General features: G+C 62.4%; 18 protein-coding genes. 14 read left to right on the top strand and 4 right to left on the bottom strand.

Annotation, left to right across the window (positions count from 1 at the left end; translation table 11 throughout):
- Positions 1-13: 13 nt before the first annotated feature.
- From dnaJ to I7X09_RS25460, 7 genes are all read left to right on the top strand, one after another.
- The gene (gene dnaJ, locus I7X09_RS25490) at positions 14-1,186 is read left to right on the top strand and encodes a molecular chaperone DnaJ (RefSeq protein ID WP_095972474.1); all 1,173 of its coding nucleotides are present in this window, start codon (positions 14-16) and stop codon (positions 1,184-1,186) included.
- A complete protein-coding gene (locus I7X09_RS25485) occupies positions 1,183-1,593 on the top strand; it encodes a heat shock protein transcriptional repressor HspR (protein WP_003944355.1) in 411 nt (136 codons plus the stop codon). The genes dnaJ and I7X09_RS25485 overlap by 4 nt, the downstream gene beginning before the upstream one ends.
- A gap of 332 nt (positions 1,594-1,925) precedes the next feature.
- On the top strand, positions 1,926-3,140 hold the full coding sequence (locus tag I7X09_RS25480) for an ABC transporter substrate-binding protein (RefSeq protein WP_124567337.1): 1,215 nt from the start codon (positions 1,926-1,928) through the stop codon (positions 3,138-3,140).
- On the top strand, positions 3,137-3,994 hold the full coding sequence (locus tag I7X09_RS25475; protein ID WP_020906602.1) for a branched-chain amino acid ABC transporter permease: 858 nt from the start codon (positions 3,137-3,139) through the stop codon (positions 3,992-3,994). The genes I7X09_RS25480 and I7X09_RS25475 overlap by 4 nt, the downstream gene beginning before the upstream one ends.
- Before the next feature lies 1 nt (position 3,995).
- On the top strand, positions 3,996-5,846 hold the full coding sequence (locus I7X09_RS25470; protein ID WP_200314278.1) for a branched-chain amino acid ABC transporter ATP-binding protein/permease: 1,851 nt from the start codon (positions 3,996-3,998) through the stop codon (positions 5,844-5,846).
- The gene (locus I7X09_RS25465; protein ID WP_050656301.1) at positions 5,846-6,565 is read left to right on the top strand and encodes an ABC transporter ATP-binding protein; all 720 of its coding nucleotides are present in this window, start codon (positions 5,846-5,848) and stop codon (positions 6,563-6,565) included. The genes I7X09_RS25470 and I7X09_RS25465 overlap by 1 nt, the downstream gene beginning before the upstream one ends.
- Before the next feature lie 132 nt (positions 6,566-6,697).
- Positions 6,698-7,873 (top strand): NADH:flavin oxidoreductase, encoded by a 1,176-nt coding sequence (locus I7X09_RS25460; protein WP_200314276.1) that lies wholly within the window; start codon positions 6,698-6,700, stop codon positions 7,871-7,873.
- A 91-nt stretch (positions 7,874-7,964) separates the two neighbouring features.
- Here the strand turns inward: I7X09_RS25460 and I7X09_RS25455 are convergent, their stop codons facing one another.
- Complete coding sequence (locus I7X09_RS25455; protein ID WP_095972469.1) at positions 7,965-8,426, bottom strand: hypothetical protein; 462 nt, start codon at positions 8,424-8,426, stop codon at positions 7,965-7,967.
- A 176-nt stretch (positions 8,427-8,602) separates the two neighbouring features.
- Between I7X09_RS25455 and I7X09_RS25450 the strand changes: the two genes are divergently transcribed.
- Positions 8,603-9,262 (top strand): response regulator, encoded by a 660-nt coding sequence (locus I7X09_RS25450; RefSeq protein WP_200314274.1) that lies wholly within the window; start codon positions 8,603-8,605, stop codon positions 9,260-9,262.
- 7 nt (positions 9,263-9,269) lie between these two features.
- On the opposite strand, the gene I7X09_RS25445 is transcribed toward I7X09_RS25450, so the two are convergent.
- Positions 9,270-9,710 (bottom strand): hypothetical protein, encoded by a 441-nt coding sequence (locus tag I7X09_RS25445; protein WP_200314272.1) that lies wholly within the window; start codon positions 9,708-9,710, stop codon positions 9,270-9,272.
- Positions 9,711-9,920: 210 nt separating this feature from the next.
- Between I7X09_RS25445 and I7X09_RS25440 the strand changes: the two genes are divergently transcribed.
- The 5 genes from I7X09_RS25440 (at position 9,921) to I7X09_RS25420 (ending at position 14,239) form a co-directional block, all read left to right on the top strand.
- Positions 9,921-11,546, top strand: coding sequence for a flavin-containing monooxygenase (locus I7X09_RS25440; RefSeq protein ID WP_200314270.1), 1,626 nt, complete (start codon positions 9,921-9,923; stop codon positions 11,544-11,546).
- Complete coding sequence (locus I7X09_RS25435; protein WP_200314268.1) at positions 11,543-12,340, top strand: mycofactocin-coupled SDR family oxidoreductase; 798 nt, start codon at positions 11,543-11,545, stop codon at positions 12,338-12,340. Before I7X09_RS25440 ends, I7X09_RS25435 begins: the two co-directional genes overlap by 4 nt.
- Before the next feature lie 4 nt (positions 12,341-12,344).
- Positions 12,345-13,175, top strand: coding sequence for a mycofactocin-coupled SDR family oxidoreductase (locus I7X09_RS25430; RefSeq protein WP_029538560.1), 831 nt, complete (start codon positions 12,345-12,347; stop codon positions 13,173-13,175).
- 114 nt (positions 13,176-13,289) lie between these two features.
- Positions 13,290-13,592 carry a hypothetical protein gene (locus I7X09_RS25425; protein WP_019749398.1) on the top strand — a complete coding sequence of 101 codons (303 nt, stop codon included), beginning with the start codon at positions 13,290-13,292 and terminating at the stop codon, positions 13,590-13,592.
- The gene (locus tag I7X09_RS25420) at positions 13,589-14,239 is read left to right on the top strand and encodes a uridine kinase (RefSeq protein WP_200314266.1); all 651 of its coding nucleotides are present in this window, start codon (positions 13,589-13,591) and stop codon (positions 14,237-14,239) included. Before I7X09_RS25425 ends, I7X09_RS25420 begins: the two co-directional genes overlap by 4 nt.
- Before the next feature lie 21 nt (positions 14,240-14,260).
- Here the strand turns inward: I7X09_RS25420 and I7X09_RS25415 are convergent, their stop codons facing one another.
- Positions 14,261-15,694 (bottom strand): FAD-dependent oxidoreductase, encoded by a 1,434-nt coding sequence (locus I7X09_RS25415; RefSeq protein ID WP_200314265.1) that lies wholly within the window; start codon positions 15,692-15,694, stop codon positions 14,261-14,263.
- Between the two features lie 379 nt (positions 15,695-16,073).
- Between I7X09_RS25415 and I7X09_RS25410 the strand changes: the two genes are divergently transcribed.
- Positions 16,074-16,982 carry a tellurite resistance/C4-dicarboxylate transporter family protein gene (locus I7X09_RS25410; RefSeq protein WP_234036709.1) on the top strand — a complete coding sequence of 303 codons (909 nt, stop codon included), beginning with the start codon at positions 16,074-16,076 and terminating at the stop codon, positions 16,980-16,982.
- Here I7X09_RS25410 and narI read toward each other — a convergent pair.
- A complete protein-coding gene (narI, locus tag I7X09_RS25405; RefSeq protein WP_019749403.1) occupies positions 16,956-17,687 on the bottom strand; it encodes a respiratory nitrate reductase subunit gamma in 732 nt (243 codons plus the stop codon). The genes I7X09_RS25410 and narI overlap by 27 nt on opposite strands.
- Position 17,688 lies beyond the last annotated feature (1 nt).

Here is a 17,688-nt window from a genome sequence, read left to right as displayed (position 1 = left end):
GAGGAGACGCCCAGTGAGTCAACGGGAGTGGATCGAGAAGGACTTCTACAAGGAGCTGGGCGTCTCGTCCACCGCGACGGCCGACGAAATCAAGAAGGCGTATCGCAAGCTGGCTCGGGATCTTCATCCCGACGCCAACCCTGACGATGCGAAGGCCGAAGAGCGTTTCAAGTCCGTCAGTGAAGCTCATGCCGTTCTGTCCGATCCGGACAAGCGCAAGGAGTACGACGAGGCCAGGCGCCTCTTTGCCAGCGGAGGCTTCGGCCCCCGCGCCCAAGGCGGCGGCGGATTCAACCCCGGCGCCGGCGGTTTCGACATCAACGATCTGTTCGGCGGCGGTGCCGGCGCGCAGGACTCGGGTCTCGGCGACATCTTCGGCGGATTGTTCAACCGCGGGGGAGCGGGCCAGCGCACAGCCGCACCCAACCGCCCGCGTCGAGGCAAGGATCTCGAGACCGAGACGACGCTCGCCTTCCGTGAAGCAGCGCTCGGTGTCACCGTCCCACTTCGTCTGACAAGTCCGACGTCGTGCACCACGTGCCACGGCAGCGGCGCGAAGCCAGGCACCAGCCCGCGAGTGTGCCCGCATTGCAACGGAACCGGCGTTGTCAGCCGGAACCAGGGCGCCTTCGGATTCAGTGAGCCGTGCGACGATTGCCGGGGAACCGGCTCGATCATCGACTCGCCGTGCGAGGACTGCCACGGTAGCGGCGTCACCAACCGGACACGGACCATCACGGTTCGCGTGCCCGCCGGCGTGAGTGACGGTCAGAAGATCAGGCTCAAGGGCAAGGGCGAAGCGGGCCTCCGCGGAGCACCGGCCGGTGACCTGTTCGTCAACATCCGCGTCAAGCCCGACAGCGTCTTCGGCCGCAACGGTGACGACCTGACTCTGACGGTTCCGGTGAGCTACGGCGAACTGGTGCTCGGCACGACACTGTCCGTGCCGACTCTGGAGGGCCGTGTCGGAGTGAAGGTTCCGGCCGGGACGGTGGACGGACGCATTCTGCGAGTTCGCGGACGCGGTATCCCCAAGCGTCCCGATGGTGCTGGTGATCTTCTGGTCACCGTCAAGGTATCCGTCCCGCAGAAGTTGGACGACCCGGCGATCGAAGCGCTGAAGACCTATCTCGAAGCCGAGAAGGCGAGCGGGTTCGATCCACGGGCCGGGTGGGCCGGTGCATGATGACCGAACGACCGCAGAATCAATGGGATGCGACGGTCGATCCTGACGCCCAGATCTTCGTGATCTCGGTGGCAGCCGAGTTGGCCGGAATGCATGCGCAGACCTTGCGCAACTACGATCGACTCGGTTTGGTCACCCCTCACCGAACCACTGGTGGAGGACGACGCTACTCCCCGCGTGATGTTGCGCTTCTTCGTGAGGTGCAACGGCTTTCGCAGGACGAGGGCGTCAACCTTGCCGGAATCAAACGGATCATCGAACTGACCAACCAGGTCGAGGCTTTGCAGCATCGCGTCCGCGAATTGGCCGAGGAAATCGCGAAAGTCCATGCGGGCTACCGCCGGGACCTCGTTCCGATTCCGCGCAACAACGCGTTGGTGGTCTGGAAACCCCGCAACCAGCGGTAGTCGGACCTAGTCACAAACGGCTCCACGCCCTGTCGGATTCATTTCATCGAATCCCGCAGGGCGTGGGGCCGTTTTGGCGTTTCCACCCAGCGGGAATCGGTCTGTCGAGGCGACCTGAATGTGCATAGCGTCCGCTTCCATGAATCCTCTTTTACGCGTTTGACGTTATCCAGATCACATTCTATGCTCCAACCCAAGCAACTGCTTGCTAGATCATCAAGCGGATGCTTGGTCGGCTGGTGCTCCAAATCAGGCGCGTCCACCGGTCGACCCTTCTTTCGTCAGGTATTCGCCTGACGTTCGGTGCATACATGTGTTCTAGGAGTGCAGACATGAATCGTCGGCCCATTCTTGTTGCGGCAGTAGCCGTGACGGCTCTGGCTCTCGCGGGGTGTAGTGGTTCTTCGGAGTCCGAAGGTGGCGCGGATTCGCCGTACCGAGTGCTGTTGACCGGCGGGATCAGTGCACAGGGCGTTCTCGCGGCGAACTCGCAGACCTCGCTGCTGGCCACCAAGGCCGGCGTTCAGGTCCAGAACGAGGCCGGGGGAATCGGTGGCCGTCAGATCGAGCTCACCACTGTCGACGACGCGGGTGATGCAACCATCGCCGTCACCAAGCTGCGCGAAGCCATCAACTCGGGGAACAAGCCTGACCTCTACCTCAACTCGGGTCCTTCGTCGATTGCGGCTGCGGTTCTCCCGATCCTCAAGCAGAACAACATCCTCTCGCTGAGCATGGCGCCTTCTCCCGATTCGACGGACCCCTCGAAGTTCCCGCTGAACTTCGACCTGGCTCCGGGTGCGACCGACACCGCTCGCGGCATCTCCGAGTATGCAAAGACCAAGAGCTACAGCAGCGTCGGAGTCCTGCACGGCAGTACCGCCTACGGTGAACTTTTCGGCGAGGAGATGACCAGTGCGCTCGAGAAGGTCGGCTTGAAGGCTGCGGGCAACGAGGAGTACGACGCCGCCGCGCTGGACATGACGGCTCAGTTGCAGTCGCTGAAGAATGCCGGTGCAACGGCAATCGCGTTGGACGCGTACGGCGCCCCGCTCGGATACGTGTTGCAGAGCCTGGAGCGACTCGGCTGGGACGTGCCGTTGATCGGCAACACGTCGGTCTCTGCCACCAACCTGATCGCCAACGATCCGCCCGCCGGTGTGCTCGGCACCCCACAGGTGAAGAACCTCGTGACGCAGGTGTTCACCAGCACGGTGTTCGATCCGAACAACGCGCTCGTCACCACGATGGTGGACACGATGGCGTCGCTGGGCTCGATCCCGTCGACGCTGATCCTCGCGGACAACTACGACGCATTCCCCCTCGTCGCGGCCGCAGCGGAGAAGGTCGGCAGTTCGACCGATCCGAAGAAGCTCGCCGAAGCACTGGAAACCGCAGAGGTCCAGGAGAATGCCAAGACCGCATTCCTCTCGCGCTACAACTTCAGCTCCGACAACCACGGCCCGAACCCGGATACCAGTGAGCTGAAGTTCATCAGCCCGACGAAGATCCTCAACGGTCAGTTCGGAAACCCGGCTGCGTCATGACCATTCTGTGGTCCGGATTGGCGCTCGGCGCGGTCTACGTGCTGGTTGCCATCGGGTACAACATCGTTTTCGTTTCGTCCAACACTTTCAACTTCGCTCAAGCTCAACTGATGATGGTGGGCACCTTCGTCGCCTACACGGGTCTGGTGACCCTGAAACTCCCCGTTCTCGTGGTGGCCGTCATGGCAACCGTGACCGTGATGCTCCTCGCCTCGGTCGAGGAGATCGTCGCGATCAGACCGGTGGCCGATCACCAGAACCAGTTGGTCACGACGTTGGGCGTCGCCACCCTGCTCAACGGTGCAACCCAATTGATCTGGGGTAGTGAACCTCTCACGGTTCCTTTCTTCGGATCGAACGAACCGATCACCCTACTCGGCGGCCGTACCTACCCGGTCGAGATCGCTCTGCTTGTTGCGGCGATCGCACTGGTCATCGGGTTGAGTTACGTCTCGAAGAAAACCATGACGGGTCTGGCTCTGATCGGTATCTCCGAGGATCGTGAAGCGGCGATGCTGCGCGGAGTCAACGTCCGACGTTTGGCGCTGGGTGCGTTTGCCTTCTCGGGTGCATTGGCCGGTGTCCTCGGACTGCTGGTCGGTCCCAAGACGTTTGCAGTTGCGACATTGGGGGCCGCGCTGGCCCTCAAGGGGTTCGTGGCGTTGGCGATCGGCGGGTTCGGCTCTCTGCCAGGCGCTTTGATCGGCGGACTGACCGTCGGCCTGGTGGAATCGTTCACCGCCCTGTGGGCGGGAAGTCAGTACAGCAATATCGCCGTCTTCACGGTGCTGATCGTCATCTTGATGGTCAAACCTGCCGGCTTGTTCGGCAACGTCCGAGAACGGGTGGTGTGAAATGGTAAGCGCGTGGCGGACTTTCCGTTCCCTACCGAGCTGGATCATCCCACTCGTCCTGGCCGTGGTGATCCTGTTGCTGCCCGTGATGGGACTCGACCTGTCGACATCACGGCAGATTCAATTGGCCTGCATCCTGGCGCTGGTGGTCAGTGGCCTGAACCTGAGCCTCGGCTTTGCCGGTGAACTGGCCCTCGGCCAGGCCGCGATGTACGCGGCCGGTGCTTACACCGCGGGTCTGATGTCCCAGGCCGGTCACACCGACATTCTGCTCCAGCTCGCTGCCTCCGGAGCTGTGGCGCTGGCGGTCGGTATCTTGACCGGTGTTCCCGGTCTGCGCCTGGGCAACTGGTCCCTGGCGATGACGTCGTTCTTCCTGGTTCTGCTGGTACCGGACGTACTGGCGATCTTCGGCGGTAAGACCGGCGGCCGAAACGGCCTCACCGGTATGGAACCGCCGACGCTCTTCGGTTCCGAACTCGACACTCAGCAGTACTACATGGTGGTCGTCGTCGTGACCGTCCTCTGGTTCGCGGTGATGCGGAACCTCGTGGTCTCACGCCACGGCATCGCGTTCCGCACGCTCAAGCAGTCGCCGGTTCTGGCGTCGTCGCAGGGTGTGTCGGTGTTCCGGATGAAGCTGCTCGGGTATGCGATCGGTGCTTTCCCGGCGGGTCTGGCGGGTGCGCTGTTCGCCAACACCGACCTGTTCATCTCGCCGGAGGCCTTCGGGTTCACCTTTGCCACAGCAGTTCTGGCGGCGTCGATCCTGGGCGGGGCGGCAAGTGTGTACGGCGCCGTTGTCGGTGCCGCGATCATGCAGCTCGGTCCCAACCAGTCGACGGCGTTCCAGGAGTACTCGCTGATCTTCTACGGCGGCTTCCTGATCATCGGCGGCGTGCTGCTCTCCGGTGGTTTGACCAAGGTCGGACGAGCGATCGTCTCGAAACTCGATCGCAAGGCCGGCCTGGGCGTAGTCACTGCAAAGGAAAACGGCGGTGGGACACCGGAACTTGCGGCGATCAACGGCGCTCGGTTGGTGGTCGACGGAGTGTCCAAGGCATTCGGTGGTAACCAGGCACTCAATGCGGCAACGTTGACGGCCGAGGCCGGTAAGGTCACCGCGTTGATCGGACCCAACGGTTCAGGTAAGACGACCATGCTCAACATGATCTGCGGGTTCTACACCGCCGATGCGGGTGTGATCACGATCGGTGACACGGTGGTCTCGCAGTCGTCGCCGCACAAGGTGGCCCGCGTGGGTGTGGCGCGCACGTTCCAGACTCCGACGATTCCGGAGAACATCACAGTTCTGGAAGCTGTTGCATCCGGACGCTATTCGGTGCACCGCGCGTCGATGGCGTCGGCCGTGCTTCGTCTGCCCAGCTTCCGCAGGATCGCAAAGGCCGACATCGTCGAGGCCGAACGTGTCCTCGAACTCGTGGGGATGTCGCACCTACGCAACGAGATCGCGACGTCGCTGCCCCTGGGGATGCGACGCATGCTCGAGGTTGCTCGCGCCGTCATCGCCGAGCCGAGGGTCGTCCTCTTCGACGAGGTGGCATCCGGACTCGACGAGGACGAACTCGAACGCCTGGCAGACCTGATCCGGGTGCTGCGTGATGCCGGGGCCACAGTGGTGTTGGTGGAGCACAACTTCCGCCTCGTCCTCTCGTTGGCCGACGAGATCGTGGTACTGGCTCAGGGACAGGTGATCGCTACCGGTGACGCCGCGACGATCGAACATCACCCACGCGTGTTGAGCGAGTATCTCGGAGTGAAGTCCGGCGATGAGGAAGCGCTTCTCGAAGAAATCGGCGCGGTGGACCATCAGACCAGTGAGGTGAAGTGATGGAACCGATTCTGAAGGTCCGCAACCTGCAGACCGGGTACGGCGATCTGCGCGTCGTCTGGGATGTCTCGTTCGACGTCTATCCCGGTCAGGTGACAGCCCTCCTCGGACGCAACGGAGCCGGCAAGACGAGCACGCTGCGTGCCCTGTCCGGCCTCAACAAGGTGGCTTCTGGAACCGTCGAAATGGACGGCGCCGACATCACCGGAGTTCCCGCGCACAAGCGGGTGCGGCAGGGAATGGCATACGTGCAGGAGGGCAAGCGGGTCTTTCACAAGCAGACCGTCGAACAAAACCTCCTGCTCGGTGGCTATACCCGCAAGGTGAAGCGCAGCGAACTCATGGAGTCCGTCGAGTCCATGTACGAGATGTTCCCGATCCTGGGGGAGAAGCGTTCGCTTCCCGCCGGTTCCATGTCGGGCGGTCAGCAGCAGATGCTCGCGATCGGCGCAGCGCTGATGGCGCAGCCGAGGTTACTCCTTCTCGACGAACCTTCGGGCGGTCTCGCTCCCGTGATCGTCGGTGAGGTGATGGACCGCGTCCAACAACTCAAGGAAACCGGCCTGGCTGTTCTGCTGGTCGAGCAGGCAGTCGAGGCTGCGATGAGCGTCGCCGATCACGTGACGGTCCTCGACATCGGCAAGGTGGTTCTCGACGCCGACGCCAAGGACATCGACGACCTGGCAGTGCTCAAGGATGCGTACTTCGGACGAGTCTGAACGGCACTGACGACTTCAGCCCGGCCACCTCGGCCGGGCTGAAGTCGTTTCCCGCTCCGTGGCACGGTCGCTGGCCATCTCTCGGCCGTGGATTTACCGTCCTGCAAACAACTCCCGCGAGAGGCAAACTTGATGACCGCTGCTCCCGACGTACTCGCCCCGGCAAAGCTCGGCCCGGTGACCCTTCGAAATCGAATCATCAAGTCCGCGACATTCGAAGGCAAAACTCCCGACGCCCTGGTCACCGACGAGCTGATCGAATTCCATCGACGCCCGGCAGCCGGTGGGGTCGGGATGTCCACCGTCGCGTACTGCGCCGTCGCACCGGAAGGACGCACCGAATACGGTCAGCTGTGGATGCGGCCCGATGCCCTCCCCGGGCTACGGCGGCTCACCGATGCCATTCACGCCGAAGGTGCTGCTGCGTCGGCGCAGCTCGGGCATGCCGGTCCCGTGGCGAACCAGAAGTCGACCGGACTGCCCGCGCTGGCACCGTCGAGTTCGTTCAATCCGTTGAGCATGAGGATGATTCGCACTGCCACGACAGCGGACATCACCAGAATTGCGGCGGCGCACGGGAGCGCTGCGCGACTTGCCGTCGAGGCAGGATTCGACGCCGTCGAGATCCACTTCGGTCACAACTATTTCGCGAGCTCGTTCCTGAGCCCGAAACTCAACCGTCGTAAGGACTCCTACGGCGGATCACTGGAGAACCGGGCTCGCGTCGTACTCGACACTGCACGCAGTGTGCGCGATGCCGTCGGCGACAAGATCGCCATCTTGGCCAAGCTGAACATGGACGACGGTGTGCCAGGAGGATTTTGGGTCGACGAAGCAATCCAGGTGGCGCAGTGGCTCGAAGCATCCGGAAGCGTCGATGCGCTCGAGTTGACGATGGGTAGCTCACTGCTCAACCCGATGTACCTGTTCAAGGGCGATGCGCCGATCCGCGAGTTTGCCGCCGCGATGCCGCAACCTGTTCGACTCGGTGTGCAGTTGGTGGGTAAGAGCATGTTGCATACCTATCCGTACAAGCCGCTGTTCATGTTGGAAGAGGCTCGGCAGATCCGTGCTGCGGTGAAGCTGCCGCTCGTGCTGCTCGGCGGTGTCACGGACAAGGCGGGAATGGATACGGCAATGGCGGAGGGATTCGAGTTCGTCGCCATGGCACGGGCGCTGCTCAGAGAACCGGATCTGATCAATCGGATCGCAGCCGAATCCGATACCCATTCACTGTGCATCCACTGCAACAAGTGCATGCCCACTATCTTCAGTGGTGCCCGCTGCGTGTTGGTCGAACGCGTCTGAGCTGGTCAGCGCACACCACGTCCCGACATCCATGCGGATACCGGGTCGTGGGCCGTAGCGGATCAAGTTCGTGGGTGCTTCGACGCTTGGTTCAGTTCTGCGTGAAGACGTCGTAGGAGGCGTTCATCGTGGGGTAGCCGGTGGCCATGTAGTCGGTGAGGATGACGTGCGTCGGGTCGCCGATGATGCGGGTGCCGTCGAGGGTGGGGTTGCCGGCGTAGTTGTTGGCCGCCATCACGGTCTGGACGCCGTCGGCCACGTTGTAGGTGACGTCGACACCGATGCCTCGGGGATCGCTGCTGTACGCGGTGACGATCTCGGTGGTGTGCGGGGCGAGGTAGGAGCGGGGGCCGTTGATCCACTGTCCGTAGGGGTTGGACGCGCTGTCCAGCAGCATCGGGTTGTCGGTGTTGTTGGTGATGGTCATGGCAACCGTCGGGCCGTCGGTCGGCATGGTGCCGGCGTTGGCGATCGCTGCGGTTCCCAGAGCGGTTCCGCCGAGAGCGAGGGCGATTGCGGTGACTGCTACGAAGCGAGTGGTGTTGGTACGCATGATGTCTGCTCCTGGGATGGTGTGTGGTTGCCGTTCTCGGCGATGAATCAATCTTGTCGCGAATGAGTGCTGCTGTATGTCCGCCGACGGGGCCGCGGCGGGGTTGAATCGTCTGTCCCCCGATCGGGGGAGGCGCAAGTGCTCGCATTGCTGATACGGGCGTGAGAAAGTGAGCAATGCGAGAAGGCACGAAGCCGGTGGTCGGCAAGGTTTCCGTGGTGGTCGGCGACGATCACCCGCTGTTCCGTGAGGGCGTGGTTCGGGCCCTGACCGGCAGTGACAGCATCGACGTCCTGGGCGAGGCCGACGACGGCGCAGCAGCGCTCGCAATGATCCGCGAACTACGCCCGAAGGTGGCGCTGCTCGATTTCCGGATGCCGCACCTGGACGGAACTCAGGTCGCCGCCGCAGTGGTCAGAGACGAGCTTCCGACCAGGGTGCTACTGCTCAGCGCTCACGACGAGTCGTCCGTCGTCTATCAGGCTCTGCAAGCCGGCGCTGCCGGGTTCCTGCCGAAGGAATCCACTCGCGCCGAGATCGTGAGCGCCGTACTCGACTGTGCCGCGGGCCGAGACGTGTTGCCGCCCAGCATCGCCGCCGGATTGGTGGGGGAGGTCCGGCGTCGCAGTGAACCTTCCGGTCCGACGCTCAGTGCCCGCGAACGTGAGGTTCTCGGATTGATCGCGCAGGGCGCAAGCATCCCGGCCATCGCCGCACAGCTCTTTCTCGCGCCCTCCACTGTCAAGACCCACGTACAGCGCCTCTACGAGAAACTCGGAGTCAACGATCGAGGCGCCGCCGTCGCCGCTGCGATGCGACAGGGTCTGTTGGAGTGAGCAAGCGTCACCGGATCACGTAGGTGACATTCATGGCCGGGTAACCCGAGGTCATCGTCACCGTGACGTCGTGGTCGTCGGTGGCGTACGTACCGCCGACATCTGCCCTGGTCTTCGAATTGGTGGCACTGAAGACGAACACTCGACCGTCGTCGGAGCGGTACGTGAGCACGATGGGGAAGTCGTTCTGGTTCTTACTGGTGGCGACTACGTTGACGTTCGTGTTGGGGAGGATGTAATCCGCCGGCGGGACGACCCAGTCGCCGTTCGGATTGGACGCGTCGACCAGATACAGGGCGCCGCGACCCGAATTGCTGATCATCGCCGTCGTGACGGATGTGTCGGTTATCGACTTCACCGTGTTCGCACCGGCGGCGCGGGCAACCAGAGCTGCCATGCTGAGGCCGGAGAAGGAAATTGCTTCGGGTCGAATTGTGTTGGTGCTCATCATGTTCTCCTCGATTTGTCGGTCTCGGTGACCGTGTGTTTCGGTGATGAGACAACTATGGCCCCCAATTCCCTTCGGGTCTGTCCGCCTACCGGTCCCAGTGCCGGACGACATCGGTGTCCTCCTATCGGTGGACAAACCCGCCTCGCCCGCCCACCCAGCGGGAGAACCCGTTCCTCTACCAACCAACCCACTCGTAGCGTGACCACCATGACCGATCCTGACTTCTCCACCGCACCACTCGACGTCGTAGTCATCGGCGCCGGCGTCGCCGGCATGTACGCCATGCACCGACTTCGCGAGCAGGGGTTGCGTGTCCACGGCTTCGAAGCGGGCTCCGGAGTGGGCGGCACGTGGTATTTCAACCGCTACCCGGGCGCACGCTGCGACGTCGAGAGTTTCGACTACTCCTACTCGTTCTCCGAAGAGCTGCAACAGGAGTGGGACTGGAGCGAGAAGTACGCCGCGCAACCGGAGATCCTGTCCTACCTCGATCACGTTGCCGATCGTTTCGACCTACGCAGTGGGTTCACCTTCGATACCCGTGTTCAGAGCGCACAGTTCGACGAGGCTTCGTCGACGTGGCGAGTGCGCACCGACGGTGGTCATGACGTCACCTCACGCTTCGTGGTGTGCGCCACTGGCAGCCTCTCGACCGCGAACGTTCCGAACATTGCAGGTCGGGAGACTTTCGGCGGTGAGGTCTTCCACACCGGTTTCTGGCCGCACGAGGGCGTCGATTTCACCGGCAAGCGAGTGGGAGTGATTGGTACCGGATCGTCGGGCATCCAGTCCGTTCCTTTGATCGCCGAGCAAGCCGAGCACCTCTTCGTGTTCCAGCGGTCCGCGAATTACAGTGTGCCGGCGGGAAACACACCGCTCGACGACAAGCGGCGCGCCGAGATCAAGGCCGACTACGCCGAGCGTCGAGCACTGTCCAAGCGCAGCGGCGGTGGATCACCGTTCGTCTCGGACCCGCGCAGTGCGCTCGAGGTGTCCGAGGCCGAGAGAAACGCGGCCTACGAAGAGCGGTGGAAGCTCGGCGGTGTCCTGTTCGCCAAAACCTTCGCCGACCAGACCAGCAACATCGACGCCAACGCAACGGCAGCAGCGTTTGCCGAGGCCAAGATCAGATCGGTGGTCGAAGATCAGGCCATCGCCGACTTGCTGATCCCGAACGATCATCCCATCGGGACCAAGCGGATCGTGACGGACACCGACTACTACCAGAGCTACAACCGCGACAACGTGAGCCTGGTCGATCTCAAGACTGCACCGATCGAGGCAATCGACGAGGCCGGGATCAAGACGGCCGACGCCCACTACGAGCTCGACGCATTGGTGTTCGCCACCGGTTTCGATGCGATGACCGGGGCACTCGATCGCATCGAGATCCGTGGCCGCAGCGGCGAGACCTTGCGAGAGAACTGGCATGCGGGTCCGCGAACCTATCTCGGCTTGGGAGTGCACGGCTTCCCGAACCTGTTCATCGTCACCGGACCCGGTAGCCCGAGTGTAGTGTCGAACATGATCCTCGCTGCCGAGCAGCACGTCGACTGGATCGCCGGCGCGATCGACCATCTCGATTCCAACGGCATCGACACCATCGAGCCGAGCGCCGAAGCCGTGGACACCTGGCTCGAGGAGTGCTCGCGTCGGGCGTCGGCAACATTGTTTCCATCCGCGAACTCCTGGTACATGGGAGCCAACATCCCGGGAAAGCCGAGGATCTTCATGCCCTTCATCGGAGGCTTCGGTGTCTACTCCGACATCTGTGCAGACGTGGCAGCAGCGGGATACCGAGGCTTCGAGCTGAACAGCGCGGTGCACGCATGAGTCGTCTCGAGGGCAAGCGGGTGCTCGTAACGGGTGCTGCCGGCGGAATGGGACGTTCACACTGTGAGCGGCTAGCCGAAGAAGGCGCGTCCGTGATCGCGTTGGACGTCGAACAGGCACAATCGGGGTTGGCGGAAACCGCTCAGGCAGTGCGTGGTCGAGGCGGTGTCGCGGTCACCGGTGTGGCGGACATTCGGGACTTCGACGGCTTGGCCGCAGTAGTGGCCGAGTGCGTTACCGAACTCGGGGGTCTGGACGTCGTGGTCGCCAACGCCGGCGTCTACGACACACCGGGACCGTCGTGGACCATCGAACCGGCAGTGTGGAACCGATCGCTGGACGTCAATCTCACCGGGGCGTGGCACACCGTCAAGGCCTGTGTTCCGCACTTCGGCGACGGTGGATCCGTCGTTCTGGTCAGCTCGACCGCCGGAATCAAAGGTATTGCCGGAGCGGGTCATTACAGCGCCGCCAAGCACGCTGTGGTGGGTCTGGCCAGAACGCTGGCCAACGAGTTGGGGGCGGAGGGCGTTCGCGTCAACTCCGTGCATCCGGGTTCGGTACGTACCCCGATGATCATCAATGCGCGAGTGTTCGCGAACCTGTGCCCGGACATCGAGAATCCCACCGAAGCAGATGCTGCTGCAGTACTGAGCGCACGCAACCTGTTGCCCGTTCCCTGGGTCGATCCGGTGGATGTCAGCAATGCCGTCCTGTTTCTCGCATCCGCGGAGTCCCGTTACATGACCGGCTGTCAGTTGGTCGTCGACGCCGGCCTGACCCAGAAAGTGTGAATTGATGACTTCTCGATTGGAAGGCAAGATCGCGCTGATCACGGGTGCGGCTCGGGGAATCGGGCGGGCTCAGGCCGTGCGTTTTGCCGAAGAGGGCGCGGACATCATCGCGGTCGACGTGTGCACGTCGGTGGAAACGACAGTCACGCCGCCCGCAACAGAGGCCGATCTCGACGAGACCGTTGCGCAGATTCGGGCGATGGGGCGAAAGGTCGAATCTGCAGTAGTGGACGTTCGGGATCTCGAGGCACTACGCAGTGCGGTCGACGCGGGGGTCGAAGCGCTCGGCGGACTCGACATCGTGTGCGCTACAGCCGGTATCACGTCCTCCGACGCGGCACTGACCATGTCGGAAACGATGTGGCAGACCATGCTGGACGTGAACCTGACCGGGGTGTGGCACACCACGACGGTCGCGGCTCCGCACTTGATCGAGCGAGGTGGGGGATCGATGACACTCACGAGCTCCATCGCCGGACTTCGGGGGCTGGTCGGGGTTGCGCATTACACCGCAGCCAAGCACGGTGTAGTCGGTCTGATGCGTTCGCTGGCAAAGGAACTGGCGCCGTACAACGTGCGGGTCAACACGGTCCATCCCACCAACGTCGACACCCCGATGATTCAGAACCCGTTGGTGCGCGGCAAGTTCCGCCCCGATCTCGAGAACCCGACGCGGGAGGAATTCGCTGCGGCCGCGATGACGATGAACATGCTCGCCATTCCGTGGATCGAACCGGTGGACGTAGCGAACGCTGCTCTGTTCCTGTCTTCCGACGAGGCCCGCTACATCACGTCGGTCGCCCTGCCGGTGGATGCGGGTAGTTCATCCCGCTGAAGTTCTGAACAACAGAAGTTCTGAACAGCTGAAGTTTTGAATAGCGGAGTTATGTCACGCTGAGATCTGCCACGGTGTGTAGCGTCGGGTTCAACTGACCGAAAGGCGCACACCGTGGCGGAACGACGCTATCTGGAAGTTACCGTCGGGACCAACATCGTCATGGTCCTCGACCACCGCACGGTGGAGGTCTTCGACCGCACCGCTGCGAGCACGAGCGAAGTGGCTCGCTGGCATGTCGAACACATTGCGGTGAAGGCGAAACCGTCGAAGTCGGGACTGAAGCTCACCATCGGAAACCGGCTCGCCGACGACTCCATCGCGGTAGCGGGTCCACGGGCGTCAATGACGGTCCCGCCGGAGAATGAAGCCGCCGTCATCGCGTTCTTCGACGAGGTCAAGGCCGCTCGGGTGTGAATCGGCAGAAGACCTTCGGCGCGGATGATTCGGGTTCTCTTGTCGAGCACGTCGTACGGTGCCACGAAGTACGCTTCGGACGCACTGTCGTCGGGCTCTCGGGAATCGAGGCGTCCGGAAAATCGACCATCGCAGACGAGTTGGCTGACGGTATCTCGACGGCGGGCCATGACGTCGTCACGATCCGTGGCGACGAGTTCTCGACTGCGAAAGCCGTACGAAACAACAATCCCGACGCGGTGCGTGGGTATCTCGAGGATGCGTACGACTATTCGATCCTCAGCAGTCGTGTGCTGGTGCCGCTACGGTCGGCCGAAGTTTCCGACATTTCCTACGTCTCGACTGATCCGGAGACGGACGAATCGGTGGTAACGAAGGCCCGGGTTCCAGATCGTGCCATCGTGCTCGTCGAGGGAGTTCTGCTCTTTCGGGGACTGATGCGAGATCAGTTCGACCTACGAATCTGGGTTGAAGCCAGCTTCGACGAGTCCTTGCGGCGCGCGAAGGTTCGTCCGCGCGATGTGAGCTATTACGGGACCGCCGAGGCGATAGCGTCTCGGTACGAATCCCGGTTTCATCCGGCGCAGAGGATTCATCTGCGTGACGATCGCCCACAACTGACGAGCCACGTGATTGTGCGCAGCTAGTCAGTCGAAAGGCCGACGGTATCAAGCTTGGCGCGCGGCAGCGTGGGCCCCGGCGACACGGCCGAATGCGAAGGCGTCGGCAATGTGGAATCCACCGTCCTTTGCCGCGCTGTAGGTGGAACTCACCGCGCCCGCCGCATACAGTCCCGGAATCGGGCTACCGGCGGTGTCGAGTACGCGGGAATGACCGTCGCGGCGCGGCCCACCGCTACTCCATCCCAGCAGCGGTGGCCCGGAGACGGCGTAGAACGGAGCGATCGCTATCGGAGCCAGAGTCTCGGGCTTGCGACCGAACGAGTGGTCTACGCCGTCTGTGCACGCCTCGTTGTAGCGGCGCACGCTCGTTTCCACGACTGTGGGGTCCAGTCCGAGCTTCTCGGCGAGCTCGGCAAGCGTGTCCGCCTTGACGATCCAACCCTTGTCGATCTCGGCTTGATTGTCCGAACTCCACTCGTACCTTTCGTCGAGGACTCTGTGTCCGACGGGCAGTGCGTCACGGCTGGGGCTCAATTGTCCGGCCAACCGCATCGTCTCGTCGAAGACGATGTTCATCGGTTGCACTGGAAAGTGTTGGTAAGAGCCCTCTCTGAACACATGACCGTGCCGCATTTCGGCTGACTCGTCGGTGAAACGTCGACCTTCCCGGCTGAGGAATACGTAATTATGTGCATTCCACAGCGCGAGAAAGAAACCCGTGGGATTCTCGGCATCACCGGGGATTCCCGTAATGGTCATCATGTTGTTCATATGCCACAGATCTGCGCCCACTGCCTGCGCCATGCGGTGGCCGTCGCCGGTTGCCGACGGTGAGCCCCAGATCTTCGGATTCTCCAGACGCAAGTAGTCGCGCACCATGGCCGGATTCGCTTCGAATCCTCCGGTGGCAAGAATGACGCCCCGGCGCGCTTGGATCTCCGAAGTTTGTTCACTCGAACGGACCTCGACTCCGGTCACCGATCCGGATTCATCCGTCAAGAGTCTGGTGGCTTCGGTGTCGAAAAGAGTGGTGATGCCGCGTTCAGCGAGAGCGGAAACGAGGAAGTGGTAGAGAAGTTCATTGCCCATCTTCCCTTCGATGGTGTCCATCCCTGCGTAACAAGAACTTCCGTCGAGTTCGCCGTACTCCGCCGTGGAATGGAAATCGCCGGTCATCGCTACAGATGCACCCAGACTGCGGAGCCAGTCGGAAAGTCCTTGCGTATTCTCTGCCCAGGCGTCGATGACATCGTCGGCAACGGTGAACGATCCGTTCAACGAACGCAGGAAGGTGCGGGCGGCAGCAGGGTCCTGGTTGACGAACCATCCACTGCCGGACAGTCGAGTATTGCCGCCCGCGGCATCGCGTCCGCTCTTCTCCAGAATCACCACCGACGCGCCGTCAGCGTGTGCTTGGAGTGCTGCGGCGGATCCGGCAGCACCCGATCCGATGACAATGACATCGACGTTGTTGTCCATGTCACAAAGCTATGGTCAGATGGCGGCGCCCCATACGTGCCTTCCCGGTGAGCGAGAGAAGGCCTGTTCCGGACAGTCGTCCGAGGATCAGAGGGTGCACATCAAGTACTCAGCTGTTGGGCCTCGACTTGAAAAACTGGACCGCACTGAGTGTTGCGGCAATCGGCCAACAGGCCACGGCGATCCAACGCTCCAGATTCTTGCTTCAGCGTGCCGAGCGGGGAACGATTCGGGGCGGACCAATTCGAATTGCCGGGTCGAAATCACCGCACCCGGCTGCACCGTCACGCATCATGGATGTGTGTCCGGCGATCACCGCGCTAGATCGACAGCAGGCCGCACGCTCGAGGTCATCCCTCCGGGCGCGGGAGCGGCCGCGATGTCCTCTGGAATCGTGTCCGTAGCGTTGCATCTGATCGGGCTCGAGGCGTTTTCGCTGGTGTGGCTGGTGATCGGGACGGCAATCTGGCTCGTTCTCACTGTGGTGTTCGCATCGAGGTTGGTCGATGATCGAGCACGGTGGATCGACGAGGCGGATACCCCTCCGGCACTCACGGGCGTAGCGGCGACGACAGTCCTGGGCACACGATTCGCCCTGTTCGATTGGAGTCTTGTCGGATTCACTGCGCTCGCGATCGCAGTGCTCGCGTGGATCGTGCTCATACCGGCGGTGATTCGACACTGGACTTCGCCGACCGTCGGCGTGCATTTTCTGCTGTGTGTGGCCACCCAGGGCCTGGCTGTGTTGGGAGCAACGCTGGCGGCCACAACCACGGCGCATTGGATCGCGATTCCGTCGGCCGTTGCTTTCGTTCTCGGCCTGGCGTTCTATGTCTTGGTGCTCGTCAGGTTCTCGTTCAACCAGCTCCGCATCGGTGCCGGAGATCATTGGGTCTTCGGTGGGGCGCTGGCGATTTCGACGCTTGCGGCCGGAAAACTGTCCGCAGCAGCGCAGGCTGTCGGTTGGCCGCAAGGACTGCATCATTTCTGCCAACGGTTGAGCGTGGGGCTCATGGTCATCGTGCTCGGATGTTACGCAGTGTTGCTTGTCTGCGAATTGGTCTGGCCGCGACTCGACTACGACGTCAGACGCTGGTCGACCGCATTCCCGATGGGCATGACCTCGGCCGCGTCACTGACCGTCGCAGCGACGGCGTCAGCTACCTGGTTGAAGCCGGTAGGTGCAGTGTTGGTGTGGCCGGCGGTAGCGCTGTGCACAGTCCTGCTGATCGCTTCGCTGCGACGATTGCGGGCGGTGAGTTCACCAACCCCGACGGTGGGGACGTGAGCCGACCAGCTCGTTCTTACGAGCGTCGTCGCGGCTGCGGTAGACGATGTACGGCCGGAACAGGTACGCGACCGGTGCACTGAAGACATGCACGAGGCGCGTGAACGGCCACAATGCGAACAACACCATGGCAATCGAGACGTGGATGTGGAAATCGAGCGAGGCCTGAGCCATCAGGTCACCTCGGGGCTGCAGGATCCAGATCGAACGAAACCATGGGGAAACGGTTGTGCGGTAGTTGGTTTCCTCGCCGAACGCACCGGAGCCGAGCACTGTTGTTGCCAGACCGGCGACGATTGCGGCGATCAGCACCACGTACATCAATTTGTCGTTCCACGTCGTTGCCATGAAGACGGGTCCGCGGGTGCGCCTGCGGTACACGAGAATCCCGGCTCCGACCAATGTGGATACACCCGCAATCGAGCCCAGTACAAGGGCTTGCACGTGATAAACGTGCTCGCTCATCCCGATCGCGTCGGTCCACGACTGCGGTATCACCAACCCGATGAAGTGCCCGACGATCACGACCAGGATCCCGAAATGGAACAGTGGACTGCCGATGCGGAGCAATCGGTGTTCGTACAATTGGGATGATCGTGTCGTCCAACCGAACTTGTCGTAGCGATAGCGCCACCACGTACCGATCACGAAGATCGCCAAGACCACGTACGGAACTACATCCCAATAGATTTCACCGGCAGACATC

Source organism: Rhodococcus sp. P-2 (genome assembly GCF_016598535.1).
Lineage (GTDB): Bacteria > Actinomycetota > Actinomycetes > Mycobacteriales > Mycobacteriaceae > Rhodococcus_F > Rhodococcus_F baikonurensis.
The sequence above is the reverse complement of the archived record's forward strand: the minus strand, read 5'-3'. Positions and strand labels throughout refer to the sequence as shown.

What these genes read in the sequence shown, in the direction of transcription:
- I7X09_RS25465 (WP_050656301.1), top strand. Translation starts at nt 5,846, where the DNA reads ATGGAACCGATTCTGAAGGTCCGCAACCTGCAGACCGGGTACGGCGAT.
- I7X09_RS25440 (WP_200314270.1), top strand. Translation starts at nt 9,921, where the DNA reads ATGACCGATCCTGACTTCTCCACCGCACCACTCGACGTCGTAGTCATC.
- I7X09_RS25470 (WP_200314278.1), top strand. Translation starts at nt 3,996, where the DNA reads ATGGTAAGCGCGTGGCGGACTTTCCGTTCCCTACCGAGCTGGATCATC.
- I7X09_RS25460 (WP_200314276.1), top strand. Translation starts at nt 6,698, where the DNA reads ATGACCGCTGCTCCCGACGTACTCGCCCCGGCAAAGCTCGGCCCGGTG.
- I7X09_RS25445 (WP_200314272.1), bottom strand. Translation starts at nt 9,710, where the DNA reads ATGAGCACCAACACAATTCGACCCGAAGCAATTTCCTTCTCCGGCCTC.
- I7X09_RS25455 (WP_095972469.1), bottom strand. Translation starts at nt 8,426, where the DNA reads ATGCGTACCAACACCACTCGCTTCGTAGCAGTCACCGCAATCGCCCTC.
- I7X09_RS25480 (WP_124567337.1), top strand. Translation starts at nt 1,926, where the DNA reads ATGAATCGTCGGCCCATTCTTGTTGCGGCAGTAGCCGTGACGGCTCTG.
- I7X09_RS25475 (WP_020906602.1), top strand. Translation starts at nt 3,137, where the DNA reads ATGACCATTCTGTGGTCCGGATTGGCGCTCGGCGCGGTCTACGTGCTG.
- I7X09_RS25435 (WP_200314268.1), top strand. Translation starts at nt 11,543, where the DNA reads ATGAGTCGTCTCGAGGGCAAGCGGGTGCTCGTAACGGGTGCTGCCGGC.
- I7X09_RS25430 (WP_029538560.1), top strand. Translation starts at nt 12,345, where the DNA reads ATGACTTCTCGATTGGAAGGCAAGATCGCGCTGATCACGGGTGCGGCT.
- I7X09_RS25410 (WP_234036709.1), top strand. Translation starts at nt 16,074, where the DNA reads ATGTCCTCTGGAATCGTGTCCGTAGCGTTGCATCTGATCGGGCTCGAG.
- narI (WP_019749403.1), bottom strand. Translation starts at nt 17,687, where the DNA reads ATGTCTGCCGGTGAAATCTATTGGGATGTAGTTCCGTACGTGGTCTTG.
- I7X09_RS25415 (WP_200314265.1), bottom strand. Translation starts at nt 15,694, where the DNA reads ATGGACAACAACGTCGATGTCATTGTCATCGGATCGGGTGCTGCCGGA.
- I7X09_RS25485 (WP_003944355.1), top strand. Translation starts at nt 1,183, where the DNA reads ATGATGACCGAACGACCGCAGAATCAATGGGATGCGACGGTCGATCCT.
- I7X09_RS25450 (WP_200314274.1), top strand. Translation starts at nt 8,603, where the DNA reads ATGCGAGAAGGCACGAAGCCGGTGGTCGGCAAGGTTTCCGTGGTGGTC.